We start from the raw sequence: 20514 nt of genomic DNA on the forward strand, positions 1-20514 counted from the left end.
ACATAATATAATTTGAAGCTAAAATAGGGAAGAATATTGTATTACTTGAGCATTTTTTGCAACAATAAAAACAAAAAATTAACTTGAATGTTTACATTTGTTAAAATTTAGCGAAATATTTTACTCCAATTTTTTTGAATATGAAAAATTATTTTGGAAGCATTCTAGCTGCTTTCCTAATTGGTTTTACGGCCAGTGCGCAAGGACTTTTAAAGAAGTCTGAAACGGTTTTTACACATCAAGACACTCTACGCGGAAGCATTACAAAAGAAAGAGCTTGGTGGGATTTAAAATATTATCATCTTGATATTAAGGTGAATCCATCAGACAGAACAATTTCGGGATCAAATACGGTGCGTTATACTGTTTTGACAGAATACAATCGTATGCAAATCGACCTTCAGCAGCCGATGAATATTACGAAAGTTACTCAAAACGGTAAAGAGTTGAAATTTGAAAGAGACGGAAATGCTTTCTTTATTACTTTAACTGAAAATCAAAAGGTTGGTGAAACTAAAGAAATTGTAGTTTCATTTGGTGGTGTTCCAAAAGAAGCGGTTCGTCCGCCTTGGGATGGGGGAATTACTTGGAAAAAAGATAAAAACGGAAAAGATTTTATAGCTTCATCTTGCCAAGGTTTAGGCGCAAGCGTTTGGTGGCCTTGCAAGGATCATATGTATGATGAAGTTGAGAATATGTTGATCAGTGTGAATGTTCCTGGTGATTTAACTGACGTTTCAAATGGAAGACTGCAAAGCGTTAAAAAACAAAAAAATGGAACTAAAACTTTTAACTGGTATGTTGCCAATCCCATAAATAATTATGGTGTGAACATTAATATTGGAGATTACGTTAATTTCTCTGAAAAATTCAAAGGAGAAAAAGGCGATTTAGATTGTAATTATTATGTTTTGAGAGATAATTTGGCTAAAGCAAAAGAACAATTTAAAGACGCTCCAAAAATGTTAAAAGCTTTCGAAAGCTGGTTTGGGCCGTATCCTTGGTATGAAGACAGTTATAAATTAGTTGAAGCTCCGTATTTAGGAATGGAACACCAAAGTTCTGTAACGTACGGAAACAATTATCAGAATGGTCACAACGGTCATGACATAAGCGGAACAGGTTGGGGATTGAAATTTGATTACATCATTATTCATGAGTCTGGCCACGAATGGTTTGCCAACAATATCACCTATAAAGACATTGCTGATATGTGGATTCATGAGAGTTTTACAACCTATTCTGAAATTTTATTTATTGAATATTATTACGGAAAAGATGCAGCGAATGAATACGCAAGAGGAATCAGAAAAATGATTTCGAATAAAGAGCCAATTATTGGATATTATGATGTAAATAGAGAAGGTTCTGGAGATATGTATCCAAAAGGAGCTAATATGATTCACACAATCCGTCAGGTGATTAATGATGATGCGAAATGGAAATCGATTTTGAGAGGTATGAATAAAACTTTTTATCATCAAACCGTTACAACAAAGCAGATTGAAGATTTTATAAGCAAAGAATCTGGTATAGATTTTAGCCCAGTTTTTAATCAATACCTGCGTACGCCCCAAGTCCCAACTTTTGAATATTATTTTAAAAATAAAAAATTAGTTTATCATTGGATAAATTCTATCGAAAATTTTAATCTTCCTTTAAAAGTAACTTTAAATGGAGCAGAAACTTGGCTAAAACCAACAACTGATTGGCATGCTATAGATTTGAATAGCGAAAAAACAGATTTAACTGTAGATAAAAACTTTTACGTAATAGAATCTAATATCACAAATTAGATTTCTTTAAAAATAATCAGCTAAACCCAATAGATTTTTAATTTGTTGGGTTTGATTTTATAGAGAAATCATAAAATTTTAGAAAACTTAATTCGAATGTTTACATTTGTTGCAGATTAAGTTCGAATACTTTATTTATTTTATAATTCTAACCAATGAAAAATTACTTTGGAAGCATTTTTACTGCTTTTCTAATTGGTTTTACTGCCAATGCTCAGGGACTTTTAAATAAGTCAGAAACCGTTTTTACACACCAGGACACTTTACGCGGAAGCATTACGAAAGAAAGAGTTTGGTGGGATCTAAAATATTATCACCTTGATGTAAAGGTTAAACCATCTGAAAAATCTATTTCAGGTTCAAATACAGTTCGTTATACTGTTTTAACAGAAAACAATCGTATGCAAATCGATTTGCAGGAACCGATGAATATTACCAAAGTAACGCAAAACGGCAAAGAATTAAAGTTTGAAAGAGACGGAAATGCTTTCTTTATCACTTTAAACGAAAAGCAAAAAGTTGGAGATACAAAAGAGATTGTAGTTTTCTTTGAAGGAAAACCAAAAGAAGCGGTTAGAGCTCCGTGGGATGGTGGATTTTCTTGGAAAAAAGATAAAAACGGAAAAGATTTTATTGCGACATCTTGCCAAGGTTTAGGTTCAAGTGTTTGGTGGCCTTGTAAAGATCATATGTATGATGAAGTTGAAAACATGCTAATCAGCGTGAATGTTCCTGGTGATTTAACAGAAGTTTCAAACGGAAGATTGAAAAGCGTTAAAAAAGAAAAAGATGGAACTAAAACGTTCAATTGGTATGTTTCTAATCCGATCAACAATTACGGTGTAAACATCAACATTGGAGATTACGTTAATTTCTCTGAAGTTTTTAAAGGTGAAAAAGGAAACTTAGATTGCAACTATTATGTTTTGAGAGATAATTTAGCTTTAGCTAAAGAACAATTTAAAGATGCTCCAAAAATGCTGGAAGCATTCGAAAGCTGGTTTGGACCTTATCCTTGGTACGAAGACAGTTATAAATTGGTTGAAGTTCCGTATTTAGGAATGGAGCATCAAAGTTCTGTAACTTACGGAAATCAATACAAAAATGGATATTTAGGACGTGATTTAAGCGGTACTGGTTGGGGATTAAAATTTGATTTTATCATCATTCACGAATCGGGTCACGAATGGTATGCAAACAACATCACATACAAGGATATTGCGGATATGTGGGTTCATGAAAGTTTTACGAATTATTCTGAAAGTCTTTTTGTTGAATATTATTACGGAAAAGAAGCTGGTGCTGAATATGTAATTGGATGCAGAAAAAACATTAAAAATGACACTCCAATTATTGGACATTATGATGTAAATAATGAAGGATCTGGAGACATGTATCCAAAAGGAGCGACAATGCTTCATATGATTCGTCAGGTAATTAATGATGATGCAAAATGGAAATCGATTTTGAGGGGTATGAATAAGACTTTCTATCATCAAACAGTAACAGGAAAACAAATTCAGGATTACATAAATGAGCAATCTGGAATTAATTTCAACAGAGTTTTTGCGCAATATTTAACAACAACTCAAATTCCAGTTTTTGAATATATGTTTAAAAATGGAACTTTCGGATATCACTGGACAAACTGCGTTTCTAAATTTGATATGCCGGTTAAAGTAAAATTAAACGGTGTTGAAACCTGGTTGAAACCAACCACAGAATGGCAGTCAGTTAAAACAACAAGCGAAGACAGAAAACTGGAAGTTGATAAAGATTTCTATGTAACGACTTCTAATATTGTAGAATAAGTTTTAGGGAAATTCCAATTTGGAGTTTTATAAAAAGCAAACCCGACAGTTTTTAAAATCTGTCGGGTTTGCTTTTTGTTTGTTATTTCGAGGAACGAGAAATCGCACTTGAAACTCGACGTGAATTATTCTTTGCGGAAGTTCTAGTGTGATTTCTCCTTTAAGTCGAAATGACAAAAAAGGCGTTAAGAATAAGTTCTTAACGCCTTTTTTATTGGAATTTTAAAAAATTATCGATTATTAAGCTTCGCTTTCTCCTTAATAATATCAGCGATTTTTCTGTTTTCGATTTTACTTTCCAACCATGAAATAATATCAAGATAAAGGAAAGCTCTTTTTTCGTATGTGTTTTTTTCAAGTTCTACGAAACGAGTGTGCATTTTTTTGAATTCCTTCTTAATGTCAGCAGGATAGAAGTTATTTAAGTTTCTTAAGAATTTGATGATTTCTTTTTGAACTTCGTGTAAGTCATTCATTTTCAGTAAAAACTTATACGTGCTCTTCAAATGATTTTCTAAATAGTAATCCTTTCCAAGTTCATAATGCGCAATCAGAGATAATAATCTCGCAAAACACATTAAATCTTCTCGCATTGTCAAGTTCTTGTTGTTGATTATCTTATCCAAATAATTGATGCATTCATTGTATTTTTCGTTACCAAAATAAATAGAAGCAATTTTATAGAAAAACAACATTTCGTGATGTTCATCCAAATGTTCGCTATGTATTTTAAGTTTGCTTAAAATCTCAGGAATCAAATATTCACTTTCTGCAAATGTTCCTGCCAAAATATGCAGATTTAACTTATTGTTGTAAACATAAAGAAATGATAGTGATGCAATGTTATCATTTACAGGGAATTTCGGATCAGTTATAGTTTCTTCAAAAAGATTCAAATATTTCTTGAAATTAGATTTATACTTTAACATATAAAGTGATTCTAAGAAATAATGATTTCCTTTTAAGAAAAACACCGGATTCAGATAAATCATGTTTGGATTATCATAAAATAATCTTACCCATTTGTATGCAAATTTATAACTCGCCAAAAAGTCCTGAACCAAGAAGCTTCGCCATAAATTGGCATTGTAAAACCAGTATTTTTCGCGAAAGCCAAATTGACTTTCGTCAAGTTTTGAAATATGTCTGTTAAAGTAATCGTCTATATATTTGTATTCTTCATCACTTTTAACGTAACCAGTTTTCAGCATGATTCCGTACAGTTGAAGCGATAAATTAGAAAGTTTGCTTGAAATTGTATTTCTATAATTCAATTCTTTCGCCTGAACTACCAATTCGTCAGCTCGACCTTGAATACTTCGTGTAATGTATTGTGATTCGATTAATTTTTCGAATTCAACAATTTCATACGCCATATATTTTTCATCGTTTTCAAGAGCCTGCTGTTTTGTTTTATCTAGAATTTTCAAACTTTGTTTATACAATCCTTTATTATAAAGAATAACAGCAAAATCCATTTGTTCGCGAAGCTGATAACGAATGTTTTGGCTAGGAATATTTAGTCGTATACTTACTAGGATCTGTTTGTACAAGTATGATTTTAAGTTAGATAACTGTACTTTTTGGATAACACCGCTTTTAAGAATGAGTTTTTCATCGTAAACTTCAGATTTATCTAAAATGTTGAATAATTCGATAAATTTTGTGTTTGAACTCGTTTCTAATCGGCTTGCAAAAATTTTAAACTGCCTTTTTTCTGATTTCGAAAGTGATTTGATTAGAACAAATAAGAAATCTTTTTGATGGTTAGCCATTGTAAAAAATAATAATATAACTTATTGATTTTAAGTTGATTAATACGGTATAAAACGTTTTATGAACAGTATAATTTCATTAAAATGAATTTCATACTGTAATAGTACAATATATATTTGTTATCAAGATGTGAAATTACATTAAATAAATGAATATGAATAGAGAGAAAGTTCAAATTTTTGACACCACATTGCGAGATGGTGAACAAGTTCCAGGATGCAAGTTAGATACTAAGCAAAAATTAGTTATCGCCGAACGACTAGACAAAATGGGAGTTGACATTATCGAAGCAGGCTTTCCTGTGTCAAGTCCGGGCGATTTTTTATCGGTCTCTGAGATTTGTAAAATTGTAGAAAATGCAACCGTCTGCGGACTTACGAGAGCCGTGAAAAACGACATTGATGTAGCAGCAGCAGCTTTAAAGCATGCTAAAAGACCTAGAATCCATACTGGAATCGGAACCTCAGAATCTCATATACTCCACAAATTAAATACTACGCCTGAAGATATTATTGCAAGAGCAAAATTTGCTGTAGCACATGCAAAATCGTATGTAGAAGATGTTGAATTCTACGCTGAAGATGCTGGTAGAACAGACAATGCGTTCTTGGCTAAAGTTTGTGAAGAAGTTATTAAATCTGGAGCAACCGTATTGAATATTCCTGATACTACTGGATATTGTCTTCCAGAAGAGTACGGAGCAAAAATCAAATACTTAAAAGAAAACGTAAAAGGAATCGAAAACGTTATCCTTTCATGCCACTGTCATAATGATTTAGGAATGGCAACTGCAAATTCAATCGCAGGAGCTATCAATGGAGCAAGACAAATTGAATGTACTATTAATGGTATTGGAGAAAGAGCTGGAAATACTGCGCTTGAAGAAGTGGTGATGATTTTCAAACAGCATCCTTACTTAAACTTAGACACAAACATTAATACAAGAGAATTAAACGAAATGAGCCGTTTAGTTTCTGAAAGTATGGGGATGATTGTGCAGCCGAATAAAGCGATTGTTGGAGCAAATGCATTTGCACACAGTTCTGGAATTCACCAAGATGGTGTTATCAAAAACAGAGCAACTTACGAGATTATGGATCCGTTAGATGTGGGAGTGAATGAATCTTCAATCATTTTGACAGCAAGAAGCGGAAGAGCTGCTTTGGCTTACCGTGCTAAAAAAGTAGGTTACGAATTGACAAAAACACAATTAGATATCGTTTACATCGAATTCTTGAAATTTGCTGACATTAAAAAAGAAGTTGTAGATGCAGATATTCACCAAATTATTGAAGCTTCTAAAATAGAAGGAGATTTAATCAGAAGTTAATATTTCAAAAATAAACTAGGAACAATAAGGATTTAAAGACATAAAGAGCGAGAGATTATGAATTTAAAAATAGCAGTTTTACCGGGAGACGGAATTGGACCAGAAGTAATATTACAAGCTAAGAAAGCTTTGTACGCCATTGGCGAAGTGTATAAACATGAATTTGTTTTTGAAGAAGCGCTGATGGGAGCGGTTGCTATCGATAAAACAGGAAGTCCTTTGCCAGAGCAAACCTTAAATCTTTGTTTGAACACAGATGCGGTTTTGCTTGGTGCGATTGGAGATCCTAAATACGATAACAATCCTAATGCAAAAGTTCGTCCAGAACAAGGATTATTAAAACTGCGAAAAGAATTAGGATTATTCGCTAATATTCGTCCTATAAAACCTTATAAAGCCTTAATTGAAGCTTCTCCTTTAAAAAGAGAAATCATTGAAGGAGCCGATTTTACCATTTTTAGAGAATTAACAGGTGGTGCTTATTTTGGAACTAAAACACTTAATGAAGAAGGAACACATGCTTCAGATTTATGTGAATATTCAGAAGAAGAAATTACAAGAATTGCACATTTAGCTTTTAAATCGGCGCAAAAACGTCGCAAAAAGTTAACAATGGTAGACAAAGCAAATGTTTTGGAAACTTCAAGATTGTGGAGAAAAGTAGTTCAGAAAGTGAGCGCAGATTATCCAGATGTAGCTTTAGATTTCTTATTTGTAGATAACGCGGCGATGCAGTTAATCTTAAATCCGAAACAATTTGATGTGATTCTAACAGAGAATTTATTTGGAGATATTTTATCTGATGAAGCAAGTGTAATTACAGGATCTATTGGTTTATTGCCATCTGTATCATTAGGAGAAAAAAATGCTTTATTTGAACCAATTCACGGATCATATCCACAGGCAAAAGGGAAAAATATTGCTAATCCGATTGCTTCGATTTTAGCAGCAGCACTTTTGTTAGAGCATTTTGGATTAACGAAAGAGGCTCATGTAATTTATAAAGCGGTAGAAAAAGCAATTGAATACAAAGTGGTTACAGTTGATTTGAAACCAGATTCAAAATTTGGAACCAACGAAGTAGGAGAGTTCGTTTCTAATTTTATTTTCAGTAAAGACGATTTGCTGTATTTTAATAATGACAATGTAAGTATTGGACAATCTACAATTGTTTAATATTTTTTGTTAAAATGTGAATATAATAACAAGAAGTATTGGAAATGTTGAGATTTTATTTTTTTAGTTCCTGAAGTTTATTTACTTTTGTAACACTAAAAAATAAATGATGCAAATCTCAATTATTATTACTTCTGTCGTTGTTGTCAATGTGATTCACACATTTGCATCGGGAATGTTATAAATATAATTGAAAGACTATATTACAAACCTTCCAAATACTTGGAAGGTTTTTTTTTGAACAAAAAATTAAAAAATAAATATAATAATGGAATTAAATAAGTACAGCAAGACCATCACACAAGATCAAACACAGCCAGCGGCACAAGCGATGTTGTACGGAATTGGTTTAACTGAAGAAGATTTAAAGAAAGCACAAGTTGGTATTGTGAGCATGGGTTACGATGGTAACACTTGTAACATGCACTTGAACGATTTAGCAAAAGATGTTAAAAAAGGTGTTTGGGATGCAGATCTTGTCGGACTTATTTTTAATACCATTGGTGTCAGTGACGGTATTTCTAACGGAACTGAGGGTATGCGTTACTCACTAGTTTCTCGTGATGTTATTGCAGATTCTATTGAGACTGTTGCCGGAGCGCAATGGTATGACAGTATTATTGCAATTCCTGGTTGTGATAAAAATATGCCTGGAGCGTTAATCGCAATGGGAAGATTAAATCGTCCGTCAATGATGGTATATGGAGGATCTATTCACTCTGGAAAATGGAAAGGAGAATCTCTTAACATTGTTTCTGCTTTTGAAGCTTTAGGAAAAAAAGTAAAAGGCGAAATCACTCCAGAAGATTTTAAAGGTGTAATTCAAAATGCATGCCCAGGTGCTGGTGCTTGTGGTGGTATGTATACTGCAAATACAATGTCTTCTGCAATTGAAGCATTAGGAATGAGTATGCCATACAGTTCTTCTAACCCTGCTTTGAGTCAGGAAAAAAGAGACGAATGTTTGGCTGCTGGAGCTGCGATTAAAGTTTTATTAGAAAAAGATATTAAACCAAGAGATATTATGACTCGTAAAGCTTTCGAAAATGCTATTACAATTGTAGCTGTTTTAGGAGGTTCTACAAATGCTGTTATGCACTTAATTGCAATGGCACATTCTGTTGGTATTACTATCACTTTGGATGATTTTCAGGCAATTAATGATAGAACTCCAGTTCTTGCTGATATGAAACCAAGTGGGAAATATATGATGGAAGATATTCATGAGGCTGGAGGTATTCCGGGAGTTATGAAATATCTATTGAAAGTTGGGCTTATTCACGGAGATTGTTTGACAGTAACAGGAAAAACAGTTGCTGAAAACTTAGCTTCAACTCCAGATTTGCAAGATGGGCAAGAAGTTATTCATGAAATTCAAAAAGCGTTAAAACCAACTGGAAATATTCAGGTTTTATACGGAAATCTTGCTTCTGAAGGTGCTGTAGCAAAAATCAGCGGTAAAGAAGGAGAATATTTCGAAGGACCAGCTGTTGTATTTGAAGGTGAATTTGAAGTAATTCCAGGCCTTCAAGCCGGAAAAATTAAACCAGGTAATGTAGTCGTCATTAGAGGTTGTGGACCAAAAGGTGGTCCGGGAATGCCTGAAATGCTAAAACCTACATCTGCCATTATCGGTGCTGGATTAGGAAGCAGCTGTGCACTAATTACAGACGGTAGATTCTCCGGAGGTTCACACGGTTTCGTGGTAGGACACGTTACACCAGAAGCATATGACGGTGGTGGTATTGCGCTAGTAAAAGATGGAGATATGATCGCTATCGATGCTGTAAAAAATACAATCGACCTGAAGATATCTGACGAGGAATTTGCAGCTAGAAAAGCGGCTTGGGTTCAGCCGAAATTAAAAGTGGACAGAGGGGTTTTACTTAAATACGCCAGATCGGTTTCAAGCGCTTCTACAGGTTGCGTTACCGATAATTAATTTTAAAATAACAATATCAAAAAGCAAATTTCAATATCAATTAAAATTTAAAATTAATTTTTGACATTGAAATTGAAGTTTGACTTTTGAAAAACAATATACTATGAGAATATCAGGGGCAGAAGCCGTTATAAGATGTTTGTTAGCAGAAGGAGTAGATTTGGTTTACGGTTATCCAGGTGGAGCAATCATGCCGGTTTACGATGAATTATATAAATTTCAAGATCAATTACACCACGTTTTAGTACGTCACGAACAAGGTGCAACTCATGCAGCTCAAGGTTATGCAAGAGCTACAGGAAAAGTAGGAGTGGCAATTGCTACTTCTGGACCAGGAGCAACTAATTTAGTTACAGGAATCGCTGATGCTCAGATCGATTCAACTCCAATGGTTTGTATTACAGGACAAGTCGGAAGACATTTATTGGGTTCTGATGCATTTCAGGAAACTGATATTATCGGAATTTCAACTCCGGTTACAAAATGGAATTTTCAGGTAACTGAAGCTTCTCAAATTCCTGAAATTATTGCGAAAGCATTTTATATTGCTCGTTCTGGACGCCCAGGGCCTGTATTAATTGATATTACTAAAAATGCTCAGTTTGATGAGTTTGATTTTAGTTATGAGAAATGTAAAGGAATTAGAAGTTATGTTCCAGTTCCAAAACTGAATTTAGACAAAGTTGCTGAAGCTGCGGCTTTAATTAACTCTGCAAAAAAACCGCTTATCGTTTTTGGACAAGGAATTATTTTGGGTCAGGCAGAAGAAGAATTCAAAGCGGTAATTGAAAAAGCAGGTATTCCATCTGCATGGACAATTCTTGGACTTTCAGCTTTGCCAACAGATCATCCATTAAATGTTGGAATGTTAGGAATGCACGGAAATTATGCGCCTAATTTAATGACTAATGAATGTGATGTTTTAATTGCTTTTGGAATGCGTTTTGACGACCGTGTTACAGGTAATTTAAATACTTATGCTAAACAAGCGAAAGTTATTCACTTCGAAATTGATCCAGCAGAAGTTGACAAAAATGTTAAAACAGAAGTTGCTGTTCTAGGTGATGTTAAAGAATCTTTAACTGCTTTATTGCCTTTATTGGATGCAAAATCTCATGATTTATGGCTTAACGAATTTAAAGCTTTAAGAGAAGTGGAATTTAATTCGGTTATAAAAGAAGAATTAAACCCAACAAATGGTAAAGGAATTTCAATGGGAGAAACTGTTGAGATGATTAATAAACATTCAAAAGGAGATGCTATTATCGTAACAGATGTTGGTCAGCACCAGATGTTTGCTTGCCGTTATGCAAAATTCAACTCAACAAAAAGTAATATCACTTCTGGAGGTTTAGGAACAATGGGATTTGCACTTCCCGCGGCAATTGGAGCGAAGATGGGTAAACCAGAGCGCGAAGTTGTAGCAATTATTGGTGATGGTGGATTCCAAATGACAATTCAGGAATTGGGAACAATTTTTCAAACTCAAGTTCCTGTTAAGATTGTTATTTTAAATAATGAATTTTTAGGAATGGTACGTCAATGGCAAGAATTGTTTTTTGACAACCGTTATGCATCAACAAAAATGATTAATCCAAATTTTGTTGCTATCGCAGAAGGGTATCATATCAAATCTAAAAAAGTGACACAGCGTGAAGATCTGGATGCAGCAGTAGCAGAAATGCTTGCTTCTAAAGATTCTTACTTCTTAGAAGTTATGGTGGAAAAAGAAAACAACGTTTTCCCAATGATTCCAACCGGAGCTTGCGTATCAGAAATTAGATTAAGCTAAAAAAAATAAGTTTCATGTTTCAAGTTTCATGTTCTAAGTTAAGCAAAACTTGAACTTTAAACTTGAAACAAAACAAACTAAAAAATGGAAGATAAAACATTTACCATATCGGTATACTCAGAAAATAACGTGGGATTGTTAAATAGAATATCTGGAATATTCTTAAAGCGTCACATTAATATATTAAGTCTAAATGTTTCAGAATCAGAAATAGAAAATGTTTCAAGATTTATCATTGTAGTAAATACTACAGAAAAATGGGTTCAAAATATTGTTGGACAAATTGAGAAGCAAATTGAAGTTATAAAAGCATTTTATCATACAGATGAAGAAACAATTTATCTTGAAAATGCTTTGTTTAAAATCGCTTCAAGTTTGTTATTCGACGAGAAACAAATTCAGAATATCATTAAAGAAAGTCAGTCTACAATTGTAACGGTTTCTCGTGATTTCTTTGTGATTTCAAAATCAGGAAGACGTTCTGAAATAGAAGAATTATATCAAAAGTTCAAACCATACGGAATTATGCAGTTTGTGCGTTCAGGAAGAATATCAGTTTCGAAACAAAAAATGGAAATTTCAGCTTTGCTAGAAACTTTTAAATAATACAATCTTAGTTATATATCAATTATTAAATTTCATTTCATTAAATATTAAAACAAAAATGGCAAATTATTTCAATACATTACCACTTAGATTACAATTAGAACAATTAGGAGTTTGCGAATTTATGGAGCAATCAGAATTTGCAGACGGAATTGCGGCATTAGCTGGAAAGAAAGTTGTAATTGTTGGTTGTGGAGCACAAGGTTTGAATCAAGGTTTAAACATGAGAGATTCTGGTTTAGACATTTCTTATGCATTGCGTGCAGATGCAATTGCAGAAAAAAGAGCTTCTTATAAAAATGCAACTGAAAATGGTTTTACTGTTGGAACTTACGAAGAATTGATTCCAACTGCAGATTTAGTTTGTAATCTTACACCAGACAAACAGCACACAGCTGTGGTAACTGCTATTATGCCTTTAATGAAACAAGATTCTACTCTTGCATATTCTCACGGATTCAATATTGTTGAAGAAGGAATGCAGATTCGTAAAGATATCACTGTAATTATGTGTGCTCCTAAATGTCCAGGTTCTGAGGTTCGTGAAGAGTACAAAAGAGGATTTGGAGTTCCAACTCTTATTGCTGTTCACCCAGAAAATGATCCAAACGGATTTGGTTTAGATCAAGCAAAAGCGTACGCTGTAGCAACTGGAGGACATAGAGCAGGAGTTTTAAGATCGTCTTTTGTAGCTGAAGTAAAATCAGATTTAATGGGTGAGCAAACTATTCTTTGTGGTTTATTGCAAACTGGATCTATTTTATGTTTCGATAAAATGGTTGAAAAAGGAATCGATGTTGCTTACGCTTCTAAATTAATCCAATTTGGATGGGAAACTATCACTGAAGCTTTGAAACACGGTGGTATTACAAATATGATGGATCGTCTTTCAAATCCTGCAAAAATTGAAGCTTACGAATTGGCTGAAGAATTGAAAGATATCATGCGTCCATTATTCCAAAAACACCAAGACGATATTATTTCTGGAGAATTCTCTAGAACTATGATGGCTGACTGGGCTAATGATGATGTGAATTTATTGAAATGGAGAGCTGCAACAGGAGAAACTAACTTCGAAAAAACAGCTCCACAAGAAGCTCCAATCTCTGAGCAAGAATATTTTGATAATGGAGTTTTAATGATTGCAATGGTAAAAGCTGGTGTTGAATTAGCTTTCGAAACAATGACAGAAGCTGGAATCATCGAAGAATCAGCTTACTACGAGTCATTGCACGAATTGCCATTAATTGCAAACACAATTGCAAGAAAGAAATTGTTCGAAATGAACCGTGTAATTTCTGACACTGCTGAGTATGGATGTTACTTATTTGACCACGCATGTAAGCCATTATTGACTGAATTCATGAAAAAAGTTGAAACTAACATTATCGGAAAACCATTCTCAACTTCAAACGGAGTAGACAATGCAGTGCTAATTGCTGTTAATAAAGAAATTCGTCAACACCCTATCGAAGAAGTAGGAGCTTGGTTGAGAGAGTCAATGACTGCAATGAAAAAAATTGGATAATTAAAAAAAAGGGAATTCCCGCAGAATTCGATTTTGCGGGATTTGCACTGTATCAATGATTTATAATATTTTGAATTAGTAAGCACTTATTAAGATAATAGATATAGATGCATGTTGCATTCACTTAACTTCAGTAAGACAGTTAAGTGAAGCGGATTCCAAAAATGGGGTATATTTTATAAAATGTACTTGTTGAAATTTCTGTTTTAATTAATAAAGTTGCTGCTATTTTCAAAATAGAGAAAAGTTTTGCAGTGCGATTCGCAAAAATTAATTGTTATTGAAATTTGTTAAATTAAAAAAGGCATAATATCTATTTATTATGCCTTTTTTGCCCTTTTTAAATTGCTTTAAAAAACAAAAACTTAAAACAAACGCAAATAATTATCATATTTTATTAAATAAATGTTTTTTTTGATAAAATTTATAGATTAAATTATTTCACGGATACGTTCAGATTTAATACATTTATAAAAAAATTCAACACACGATGAGCTATTACAAAATTGAAAATTTAGAACAATATTTCAAGCATTACAATAAGTCAATAAGAGAGCCAAGAAAATTTTGGGGAAAAATAGCTGAGGAAAATTTCACATGGTACCAACAATGGGAAAAGGTTGTTGATTTTAATATGGCTGAAGCAGAAGTAAAATGGTTTACAGAAGCTAAAGTTAACATTACCAAAAATTGCATTGATAGACATTTAAGCAAAAGAGGAGATAAAACGGCAATCATTTTTGAGCCAAACGATCCTTCTGAAGAAGCTTTACATATAACGTATAATGAATTATACGAAAGAGTTTCAAAAATGGCAAACGTTCTTCGCGAGCAAGGTGTTCGTAAAGGAGATAGAGTTTGCATTTATTTACCAATGATTCCAGAATTAGCCGTTTCTGTTTTGGCTTGTGCTAGAATTGGAGCAATTCACTCTGTTGTTTTTGCTGGATTTTCTGCTTCTGCAGTTTCTGCAAGAATCAACGATTGTGATTCTAAAATGGTTATTACTTCTGATGGAGGTTATAGAGGAAATAAAACAATTGATCTAAAAGGAATTGTTGATGAGGCTCTAGAAACTTGTCCATCTGTCGAAAAAGTATTAGTTGCTAAAAGAACTAATACTGATGTAAAAATGAAAGAAGGCCGTGATATTTGGTTACAGCCTTTATTAGATGTAGCTCTAGATAATAGTGTTGCTGAAATTATGGATGCTGAAGATCCTTTGTTTATCTTATATACTTCAGGATCAACAGGAAAACCAAAAGGAATGGTTCACACTACTGCTGGTTACATGGTGTATACAGCGTATACTTTTAAAAATGTTTTCAATTATGAAGACAATGATATTTTCTGGTGTACTGCAGATATTGGTTGGATTACAGGTCACTCTTATATTTTATACGGACCATTACTAAACGGTGGTACAACTGTGATTTTTGAAGGAGTTCCTTCATATCCAGATTTTAGCCGTTTTTGGGATATTATTGAAAAACATAAAATTACACAATTCTATACTGCGCCAACTGCAATACGTTCGCTAGCAAAAGAAAGCTTAGATTATATTCAAAAATATCCTCTAAAATCTCTTAAAGTTATCGGATCTGTTGGTGAGCCAATCAACGAGGAAGCTTGGCACTGGTTCAATGACCACGTTGGAGATAAGAGATGTCCAGTTGTTGACACTTGGTGGCAGACAGAAACTGGAGGAATTATGATTTCGCCAATCGCGTTTGTAACACCAACAAAACCAACTTATGCGACTTTACCGTTACCAGGAATTCAGCCTGTTTTGATGGATGAAAAACGCAACGAAATTGAAGGCAATCAAGTTGTTGGAAGTTTATGTATTAAATTCCCATGGCCTGGAATTGCGAGAACAATCTGGGGCAATCACGAGCGTTATAAAGAAACTTATTTCTCTGCTTTCCCTGGAAAATATTTTACAGGTGACGGCGCTTTAAGAGACGAAGTTGGTTATTATAGAATTACAGGTAGAGTAGATGATGTTGTAATTGTTTCTGGACACAATTTAGGAACTGCACCAATTGAAGATGCTATCAACGAACACCCAGCAGTTGCAGAATCTGCTATTGTTGGAGTCCCTCATGATATTAAAGGAAATGCTTTATATGGTTACGTTATTCTAAAAGAAACCGGAGAAGTTAGAAATAAAGAAAATTTATCTAAAGAGATTAACCAATATATTGCAGATCACATTGGACCAATCGCTAAGTTAGATAAAATCCAATTCGTTTCCGGTTTGCCAAAAACACGTTCAGGAAAAATTATGCGTAGAATTTTACGTAAAATTGCTGAGGGGGATTATTCAAACTTTGGAGATACTTCAACTTTGTTAAATCCAGAAGTGGTAGAAGAAATTATGAAAGAAAGAATTTCTTAATTGAAAATTATAATAACGAAAAAAGCCTCTTAAATTTAAGAGGCTTTTTTTATGTTTCAAGTTTGAAAATTTTGTTTCAGGTTGATGTCGCTTGTGAAAAATTTTAATGCAAAGAACGCAAGTTTTTATAAGCGCAAAGTTCGCAAAGCTTTGTGAAAAAAACTTTGCGAACTTTGCGTAAACCTTTGCGTTTAAGTCAAACAACTTGAAACTTTAAACCTGAAACAAAAAACTCTATTTAATTCCCAATCTAGATTTTAGTTTCAAGAACAAAAGTCCAATTTTATATGCATCTTCAGAAGAAGAATTTCGATCGCTTTTTGGAATTTTATAAATTTCGCATAAATCATTTAGCGAAAATTGTTTGTCGTTTATATCTGTAAGTTTTCTGTACATTACATCAACATCTAAAGCCTCATTTTTCAATCGGCCACAATCTAGACGTTCCAAAGCGGCATTTAGCATTTCAATATCAAAATTGATATGATGTCCAACTAGAATAGAATTTCCTATAAAATTTACAAAAGCTTCAAGTGCATCAGGCTCAGGCATTTTTATCATTTTACTTTCAATGATAAATTCATTTGAAAGTCCGTTGTCTTGAAGATATTTGTATTGTAATAAAACTGTTTCGAAATTTTCCTTGATAACAATGCTATCGTCAATAACTGAAAAGGCTCCAAGAGATAATATAACATCCTTATCCGGATTGAGCCCAGAAGTTTCAGTTGATAAAACAACAAACTTATTAGGTTTAGTTTCGAATTTAGTTAAATAGTCTTTCCAGAAATCTGGATAGTCTTTGTTTATATTTTTAAGCCAGTCTAGCATGTTTTATGAGAATTGTGTCAATTGAAATTTACTCTTAATCAGTTCCTCAAGATCTTTCATAGGGGACAGCGCATTTTTTAATTTCTCTTTGTCAGTTTTTGACATTTCTCTTAAATTAATATATTGGCCAGAATCATCATTTTTTAATCCTTCAACAGTTCTAAATTTTGAAAGCGTTAAGAAAGCCTCTGCACAGCTTAAATAAATTTCAGCATTTTTAGAATCTGTTATTGCTAATTGCTTGAATCTCAAATGTGTATTTTGAATTCCTTTAATGTTAGCGTTTAATATTAATAAACGTGCACCATCAATTAATGGCATCAAAGCTCTTGTTTTAATGTCAAATTTCTCTTTATGAGGGCCATCTTCTTCAACAATGAATTTCTTGAAAAAACTTAAAGGAGAATTTCTTCTTAAAGCATCATTTCCTAAAAAATCAAAGAATAAAGTATTGTTTACAGCATTCTTAAAAATCACATTTTCAATCGCTTCTTCAATTTTTGGTTCTCCAAAAACAATTTCATAATCAAAGAAAATACTGCTCAAATCATTACTATTTTCACCCGGAGTATTCATCCAGCTGTTGTATTGTTTAGTCCAGTCAGTCAATGATTTACACCAAAGCATATTGCTTCCCATATGTCCGTTTGGACAATAATCGTAGCCTACTTTTTCTAATATAGAAGTCGTGCGTTTTGCCAATCTCAAGAAATAATCTTTTACTTCTCTGTATTTTTCAGGCGTTACATCTTCAAATATTAAAATACTATCCTGATCTGTAAGTAATAATTGCTCCTTACGTCCTTGACTACCAATACTTAACCATGCAAAACGTGCAGGAGGGGAGCCTAAGTCTAAAATAGATAATTCGACTGCTCTCTTAATAATTGCTAGATTAATCTCACTTGCAATATTGCTCACATGCGAGATTGGAATATTTTTCTGAATCGAATTTTGAATCAAATCTGATAGACGATCACGTATTTGTTTTAAATCTTTCGGAAGCTGAGAACGCTTAATCTCTTTAATTAATACACCAGGATTACTAGCTTGTGCTACAATAAGATCGTGTTCAGAAATAATTCCTTTAACTACAGATTTACTTGTACCATCTTTAGTAACGCACAAGTGAGTTACATTATGTTTTAACATCAATAATTGCGCTTCTGCCAAAGACACATTTTCTAAAACGGTAACAACTGGAGACGACATAATTTTGTCTATAGTTTCAGTAATAGGAAAGCGACCTGTTGCAATTTTTGATGATAAATCGGCATTGGTAACGATACCAATAGGGTGATTTTTTTCGCCACAGATGATCATATTATCTAACATGGAATCCGTCATTAATATTGCGACGTCTTTAATTATAGAATCTGCCTGTGTTGTTAATGGCGAGTTATTATAGTTAAGTGACTGAATGTATTGCATTTCTGTTTGCTGATCCAAATAATCGTTATCTGAAACTAGCTTGCCATTTGAATTCATACTGTCTTTAGTATGACGTGAGTTTACAGCAAAACTCTCCAACAAAAAGTTTAATACATCAGAATTGTTCGCGACAAAGGGTCTAAAAACAGCGATCGGAATAGCATATACAATGCTTTCTTCACGCGCTTTAGCGGTCATCATGTAATTATTTTTAGCAAAAAACGGGCGTAAACCAAAAATATCGCCTTCATGACATTTATTTATAATGGTTTCCTCAGCGTCAGCAATAGTTGTAAGATTTATGACACCAGAAGCTACAACATAAAAGTTTTCATGAAGTGGATCGTTATTTTGAAATAATACCGCATGCTTTTCTAAATTTATGACACGAATATTCGTAGCAATGTCTGATAATTCCTGGAAAGTTAGATTATCAAACGGTTTGTATTCTTTTAAAAAATCTGCAATATGTTCAGCAACTGTATTCATATATGTGATAATTTATTTTTAAAGTATCGAATGTAAAAATAGTAAAATAAACTCTTACAATGAAAGTATCTTAATAGAAACTAATTATTTTAAAAAAATGTTAAAAGATAATAACTATAAGACCTCAAAAAGTTTTTGAGTTTTCAAATTTTGAATATTTCCGTTTAGAAAAAATTATTTTTCATTTATAGCAAAATTAACTAGTCAATAATCAAGCAAGCCAATTTTGCGATATTTGAAAATATTTTAAATTGAAATTGATACAGCGTATTTATGTAGATTCTAAAACAATCTTTTCAATATCAAGTGCGCTAAATTTTCAATATTTGAAAATTTTTTAAATTAAAACTGATACAGCACAATTATGACGATTTGAATTTTTAGAAAATATCTAAGTCTATAAATCTAATGTATAATTTGTTTAAGCTGAAATTTCAATATTTGAGAATTTTTAAAAATAAAAATCATACAGCGTATTTATGCGAAGTAGAGATTTACGTTTTTAAATTATTTAAAAATATTATTTGAAAGTAAAAGAAGTCCGTTTGCAACAAATAAATTGTTTAAAGCAAAAGCATACAAGGAATCTGTAGGAGGTTTTTAAAATATTCTATTTTACATAATATAAATTATAGGTCAAATGGAAATAACTCCGAGAAGGAGCTTATTCGTATAATTTATTCAAAATCATATCTTTTGGTACAATATCGCCACCACCATTTTTAGTAAACTGGATAACCGCATCCTCTACAAATAAAACTGCGCTCGATGTAACTCCGTTTTTATCTTTAAATTTTATTTGAGCTTTATCGCCATGCGGATACACATGTCCGGAAACCTCTAGAATTCCAGAATTTAATTCCTTATGATCGCTGGTAACTTCAGCGGTTCCAAAAATCTTATAATTTGATTGAGCAATCGTAATTGTAAAAATATATTCTTTCTTGCAGTCTTTACATTTTGTATTTCCCCAAGTTCCGGAGAATTTATTTTGCTGTGCAAATGATTGTAAGGAAATTAAAAATGCCAGGAAAAGAAATTTTTTCATTGTAATTATTTTATTAAAAATCTGAATCAAATATAAATCAAAAAAGCATCACATAATTGCGATGCTTTTTCTAAAATTTTCTTAAAATTTATAATTTCTTCAAATAAACTGATTTTCCATTCAATGACACGTCAACTTGATTTGTTTTTTCATTAAAAGTTGTTCTTAAGGCATTTCCATTAAAAATTGTTACGTCGCCATATACATGGCCAGCTTCAGTAGAATTATAATCAAATTTTACTTTTTTATTGCCTGGTTCAATTCCTAGTTTGTAACTCGAAAATTTTGTTCCTCTTAAATCAAAATCTTGCTGTGAATCAATAATGTTTCCGTCTGCATAAAAATTCGTGACCGATTTGCTTAATGTAATGTCTGGATAAAATTGATTTACTTTTTTGAGAAGCTCGTATTGTTCCGTATTAGCCTCTTCCTGTTTAGATGTAATAGTTTGCGCAAATGAAATTGATGTGCATAAAACTGCTAATAATAAAAGGTACTTTTTCATAATTTTTTCTAATTTAAAGATTAATAAATAAACCGCTTGTGAAATTTTTTTA

General features: G+C 32.7%; 14 protein-coding genes. 9 read left to right on the forward strand and 5 right to left on the reverse strand.

The window, feature by feature from the left end; genetic code table 11:
- Positions 1-140 precede the first annotated feature (140 nt).
- Entirely contained in the window at positions 141-1796 is a 1656-nt protein-coding gene (locus QLQ96_RS16775; protein WP_482491916.1) for a M1 family metallopeptidase, read from the forward strand.
- Between the two features lie 155 nt (positions 1797-1951).
- Positions 1952-3607, forward strand: a complete 1656-nt coding sequence (locus QLQ96_RS16780; RefSeq protein ID WP_482491917.1) for a M1 family metallopeptidase — start codon at positions 1952-1954, stop codon at positions 3605-3607.
- 230 nt (positions 3608-3837) lie between these two features.
- Here the strand turns inward: QLQ96_RS16780 and QLQ96_RS16785 are convergent, their stop codons facing one another.
- Positions 3838-5382: a hypothetical protein gene (locus QLQ96_RS16785; RefSeq protein ID WP_482491918.1), complete on the reverse strand. Its 1545-nt coding sequence runs from the start codon at positions 5380-5382 to the stop codon at positions 3838-3840.
- A 155-nt stretch (positions 5383-5537) separates the two neighbouring features.
- On the opposite strand from QLQ96_RS16785, the gene QLQ96_RS16790 reads away from it, so the two are divergent.
- The 7 genes from QLQ96_RS16790 (at position 5538) to acs (ending at position 16158) form a co-directional block, all read left to right on the forward strand.
- Entirely contained in the window at positions 5538-6713 is a 1176-nt protein-coding gene (locus tag QLQ96_RS16790) for a 2-isopropylmalate synthase (RefSeq protein ID WP_482491919.1), read from the forward strand.
- A gap of 57 nt (positions 6714-6770) precedes the next feature.
- On the forward strand, positions 6771-7889 hold the full coding sequence (leuB, locus tag QLQ96_RS16795; protein ID WP_482491921.1) for a 3-isopropylmalate dehydrogenase: 1119 nt from the start codon (positions 6771-6773) through the stop codon (positions 7887-7889).
- Between the two features lie 268 nt (positions 7890-8157).
- Positions 8158-9831 carry a dihydroxy-acid dehydratase gene (gene ilvD, locus QLQ96_RS16800; RefSeq protein WP_482491922.1) on the forward strand — a complete coding sequence of 558 codons (1674 nt, stop codon included), beginning with the start codon at positions 8158-8160 and terminating at the stop codon, positions 9829-9831.
- Positions 9832-9934: 103 nt separating this feature from the next.
- Complete coding sequence (gene ilvB, locus QLQ96_RS16805; protein WP_482491924.1) at positions 9935-11623, forward strand: biosynthetic-type acetolactate synthase large subunit; 1689 nt, start codon at positions 9935-9937, stop codon at positions 11621-11623.
- An 84-nt stretch (positions 11624-11707) separates the two neighbouring features.
- Entirely contained in the window at positions 11708-12229 is a 522-nt protein-coding gene (gene ilvN / locus QLQ96_RS16810) for an acetolactate synthase small subunit (RefSeq protein WP_482491926.1), read from the forward strand.
- A 58-nt stretch (positions 12230-12287) separates the two neighbouring features.
- Entirely contained in the window at positions 12288-13757 is a 1470-nt protein-coding gene (gene ilvC / locus QLQ96_RS16815) for a ketol-acid reductoisomerase (RefSeq protein ID WP_482491927.1), read from the forward strand.
- A 490-nt stretch (positions 13758-14247) separates the two neighbouring features.
- Positions 14248-16158: an acetate--CoA ligase gene (gene acs / locus QLQ96_RS16820; RefSeq protein WP_482491929.1), complete on the forward strand. Its 1911-nt coding sequence runs from the start codon at positions 14248-14250 to the stop codon at positions 16156-16158.
- A gap of 234 nt (positions 16159-16392) precedes the next feature.
- On the opposite strand, the gene QLQ96_RS16825 is transcribed toward acs, so the two are convergent.
- The 4 genes from QLQ96_RS16825 to QLQ96_RS16840 form a co-directional block, all read right to left on the reverse strand.
- Positions 16393-16989: a 3'-5' exonuclease gene (locus QLQ96_RS16825; RefSeq protein ID WP_482491930.1), complete on the reverse strand. Its 597-nt coding sequence runs from the start codon at positions 16987-16989 to the stop codon at positions 16393-16395.
- A gap of 3 nt (positions 16990-16992) precedes the next feature.
- On the reverse strand, positions 16993-18909 hold the full coding sequence (locus QLQ96_RS16830) for a DUF294 nucleotidyltransferase-like domain-containing protein (RefSeq protein WP_482491931.1): 1917 nt from the start codon (positions 18907-18909) through the stop codon (positions 16993-16995).
- Between the two features lie 664 nt (positions 18910-19573).
- A complete protein-coding gene (locus tag QLQ96_RS16835; protein ID WP_482491932.1) occupies positions 19574-19957 on the reverse strand; it encodes a hypothetical protein in 384 nt (127 codons plus the stop codon).
- 88 nt (positions 19958-20045) lie between these two features.
- Entirely contained in the window at positions 20046-20462 is a 417-nt protein-coding gene (locus tag QLQ96_RS16840; protein WP_482491933.1) for a hypothetical protein, read from the reverse strand.
- Positions 20463-20514 lie beyond the last annotated feature (52 nt).

It is taken from the genome of Flavobacterium sp. B167r (genome assembly GCF_056824315.1).

Excerpts from the sequence above, each read along its gene's own strand:
- QLQ96_RS16825 (WP_482491930.1), bottom strand. The coding sequence starts at position 16,989 with ATGCTAGACTGGCTTAAAAATATAAACAAAGACTATCCAGATTTCTGG.
- QLQ96_RS16780 (WP_482491917.1), top strand. The coding sequence starts at position 1,952 with ATGAAAAATTACTTTGGAAGCATTTTTACTGCTTTTCTAATTGGTTTT.
- ilvD (WP_482491922.1), top strand. The coding sequence starts at position 8,158 with ATGGAATTAAATAAGTACAGCAAGACCATCACACAAGATCAAACACAG.
- QLQ96_RS16790 (WP_482491919.1), top strand. The coding sequence starts at position 5,538 with ATGAATAGAGAGAAAGTTCAAATTTTTGACACCACATTGCGAGATGGT.
- ilvN (WP_482491926.1), top strand. The coding sequence starts at position 11,708 with ATGGAAGATAAAACATTTACCATATCGGTATACTCAGAAAATAACGTG.
- QLQ96_RS16830 (WP_482491931.1), bottom strand. The coding sequence starts at position 18,909 with ATGAATACAGTTGCTGAACATATTGCAGATTTTTTAAAAGAATACAAA.
- QLQ96_RS16785 (WP_482491918.1), bottom strand. The coding sequence starts at position 5,382 with ATGGCTAACCATCAAAAAGATTTCTTATTTGTTCTAATCAAATCACTT.
- leuB (WP_482491921.1), top strand. The coding sequence starts at position 6,771 with ATGAATTTAAAAATAGCAGTTTTACCGGGAGACGGAATTGGACCAGAA.
- ilvC (WP_482491927.1), top strand. The coding sequence starts at position 12,288 with ATGGCAAATTATTTCAATACATTACCACTTAGATTACAATTAGAACAA.
- QLQ96_RS16775 (WP_482491916.1), top strand. The coding sequence starts at position 141 with ATGAAAAATTATTTTGGAAGCATTCTAGCTGCTTTCCTAATTGGTTTT.
- QLQ96_RS16835 (WP_482491932.1), bottom strand. The coding sequence starts at position 19,957 with ATGAAAAAATTTCTTTTCCTGGCATTTTTAATTTCCTTACAATCATTT.
- QLQ96_RS16840 (WP_482491933.1), bottom strand. The coding sequence starts at position 20,462 with ATGAAAAAGTACCTTTTATTATTAGCAGTTTTATGCACATCAATTTCA.
- acs (WP_482491929.1), top strand. The coding sequence starts at position 14,248 with ATGAGCTATTACAAAATTGAAAATTTAGAACAATATTTCAAGCATTAC.
- ilvB (WP_482491924.1), top strand. The coding sequence starts at position 9,935 with ATGAGAATATCAGGGGCAGAAGCCGTTATAAGATGTTTGTTAGCAGAA.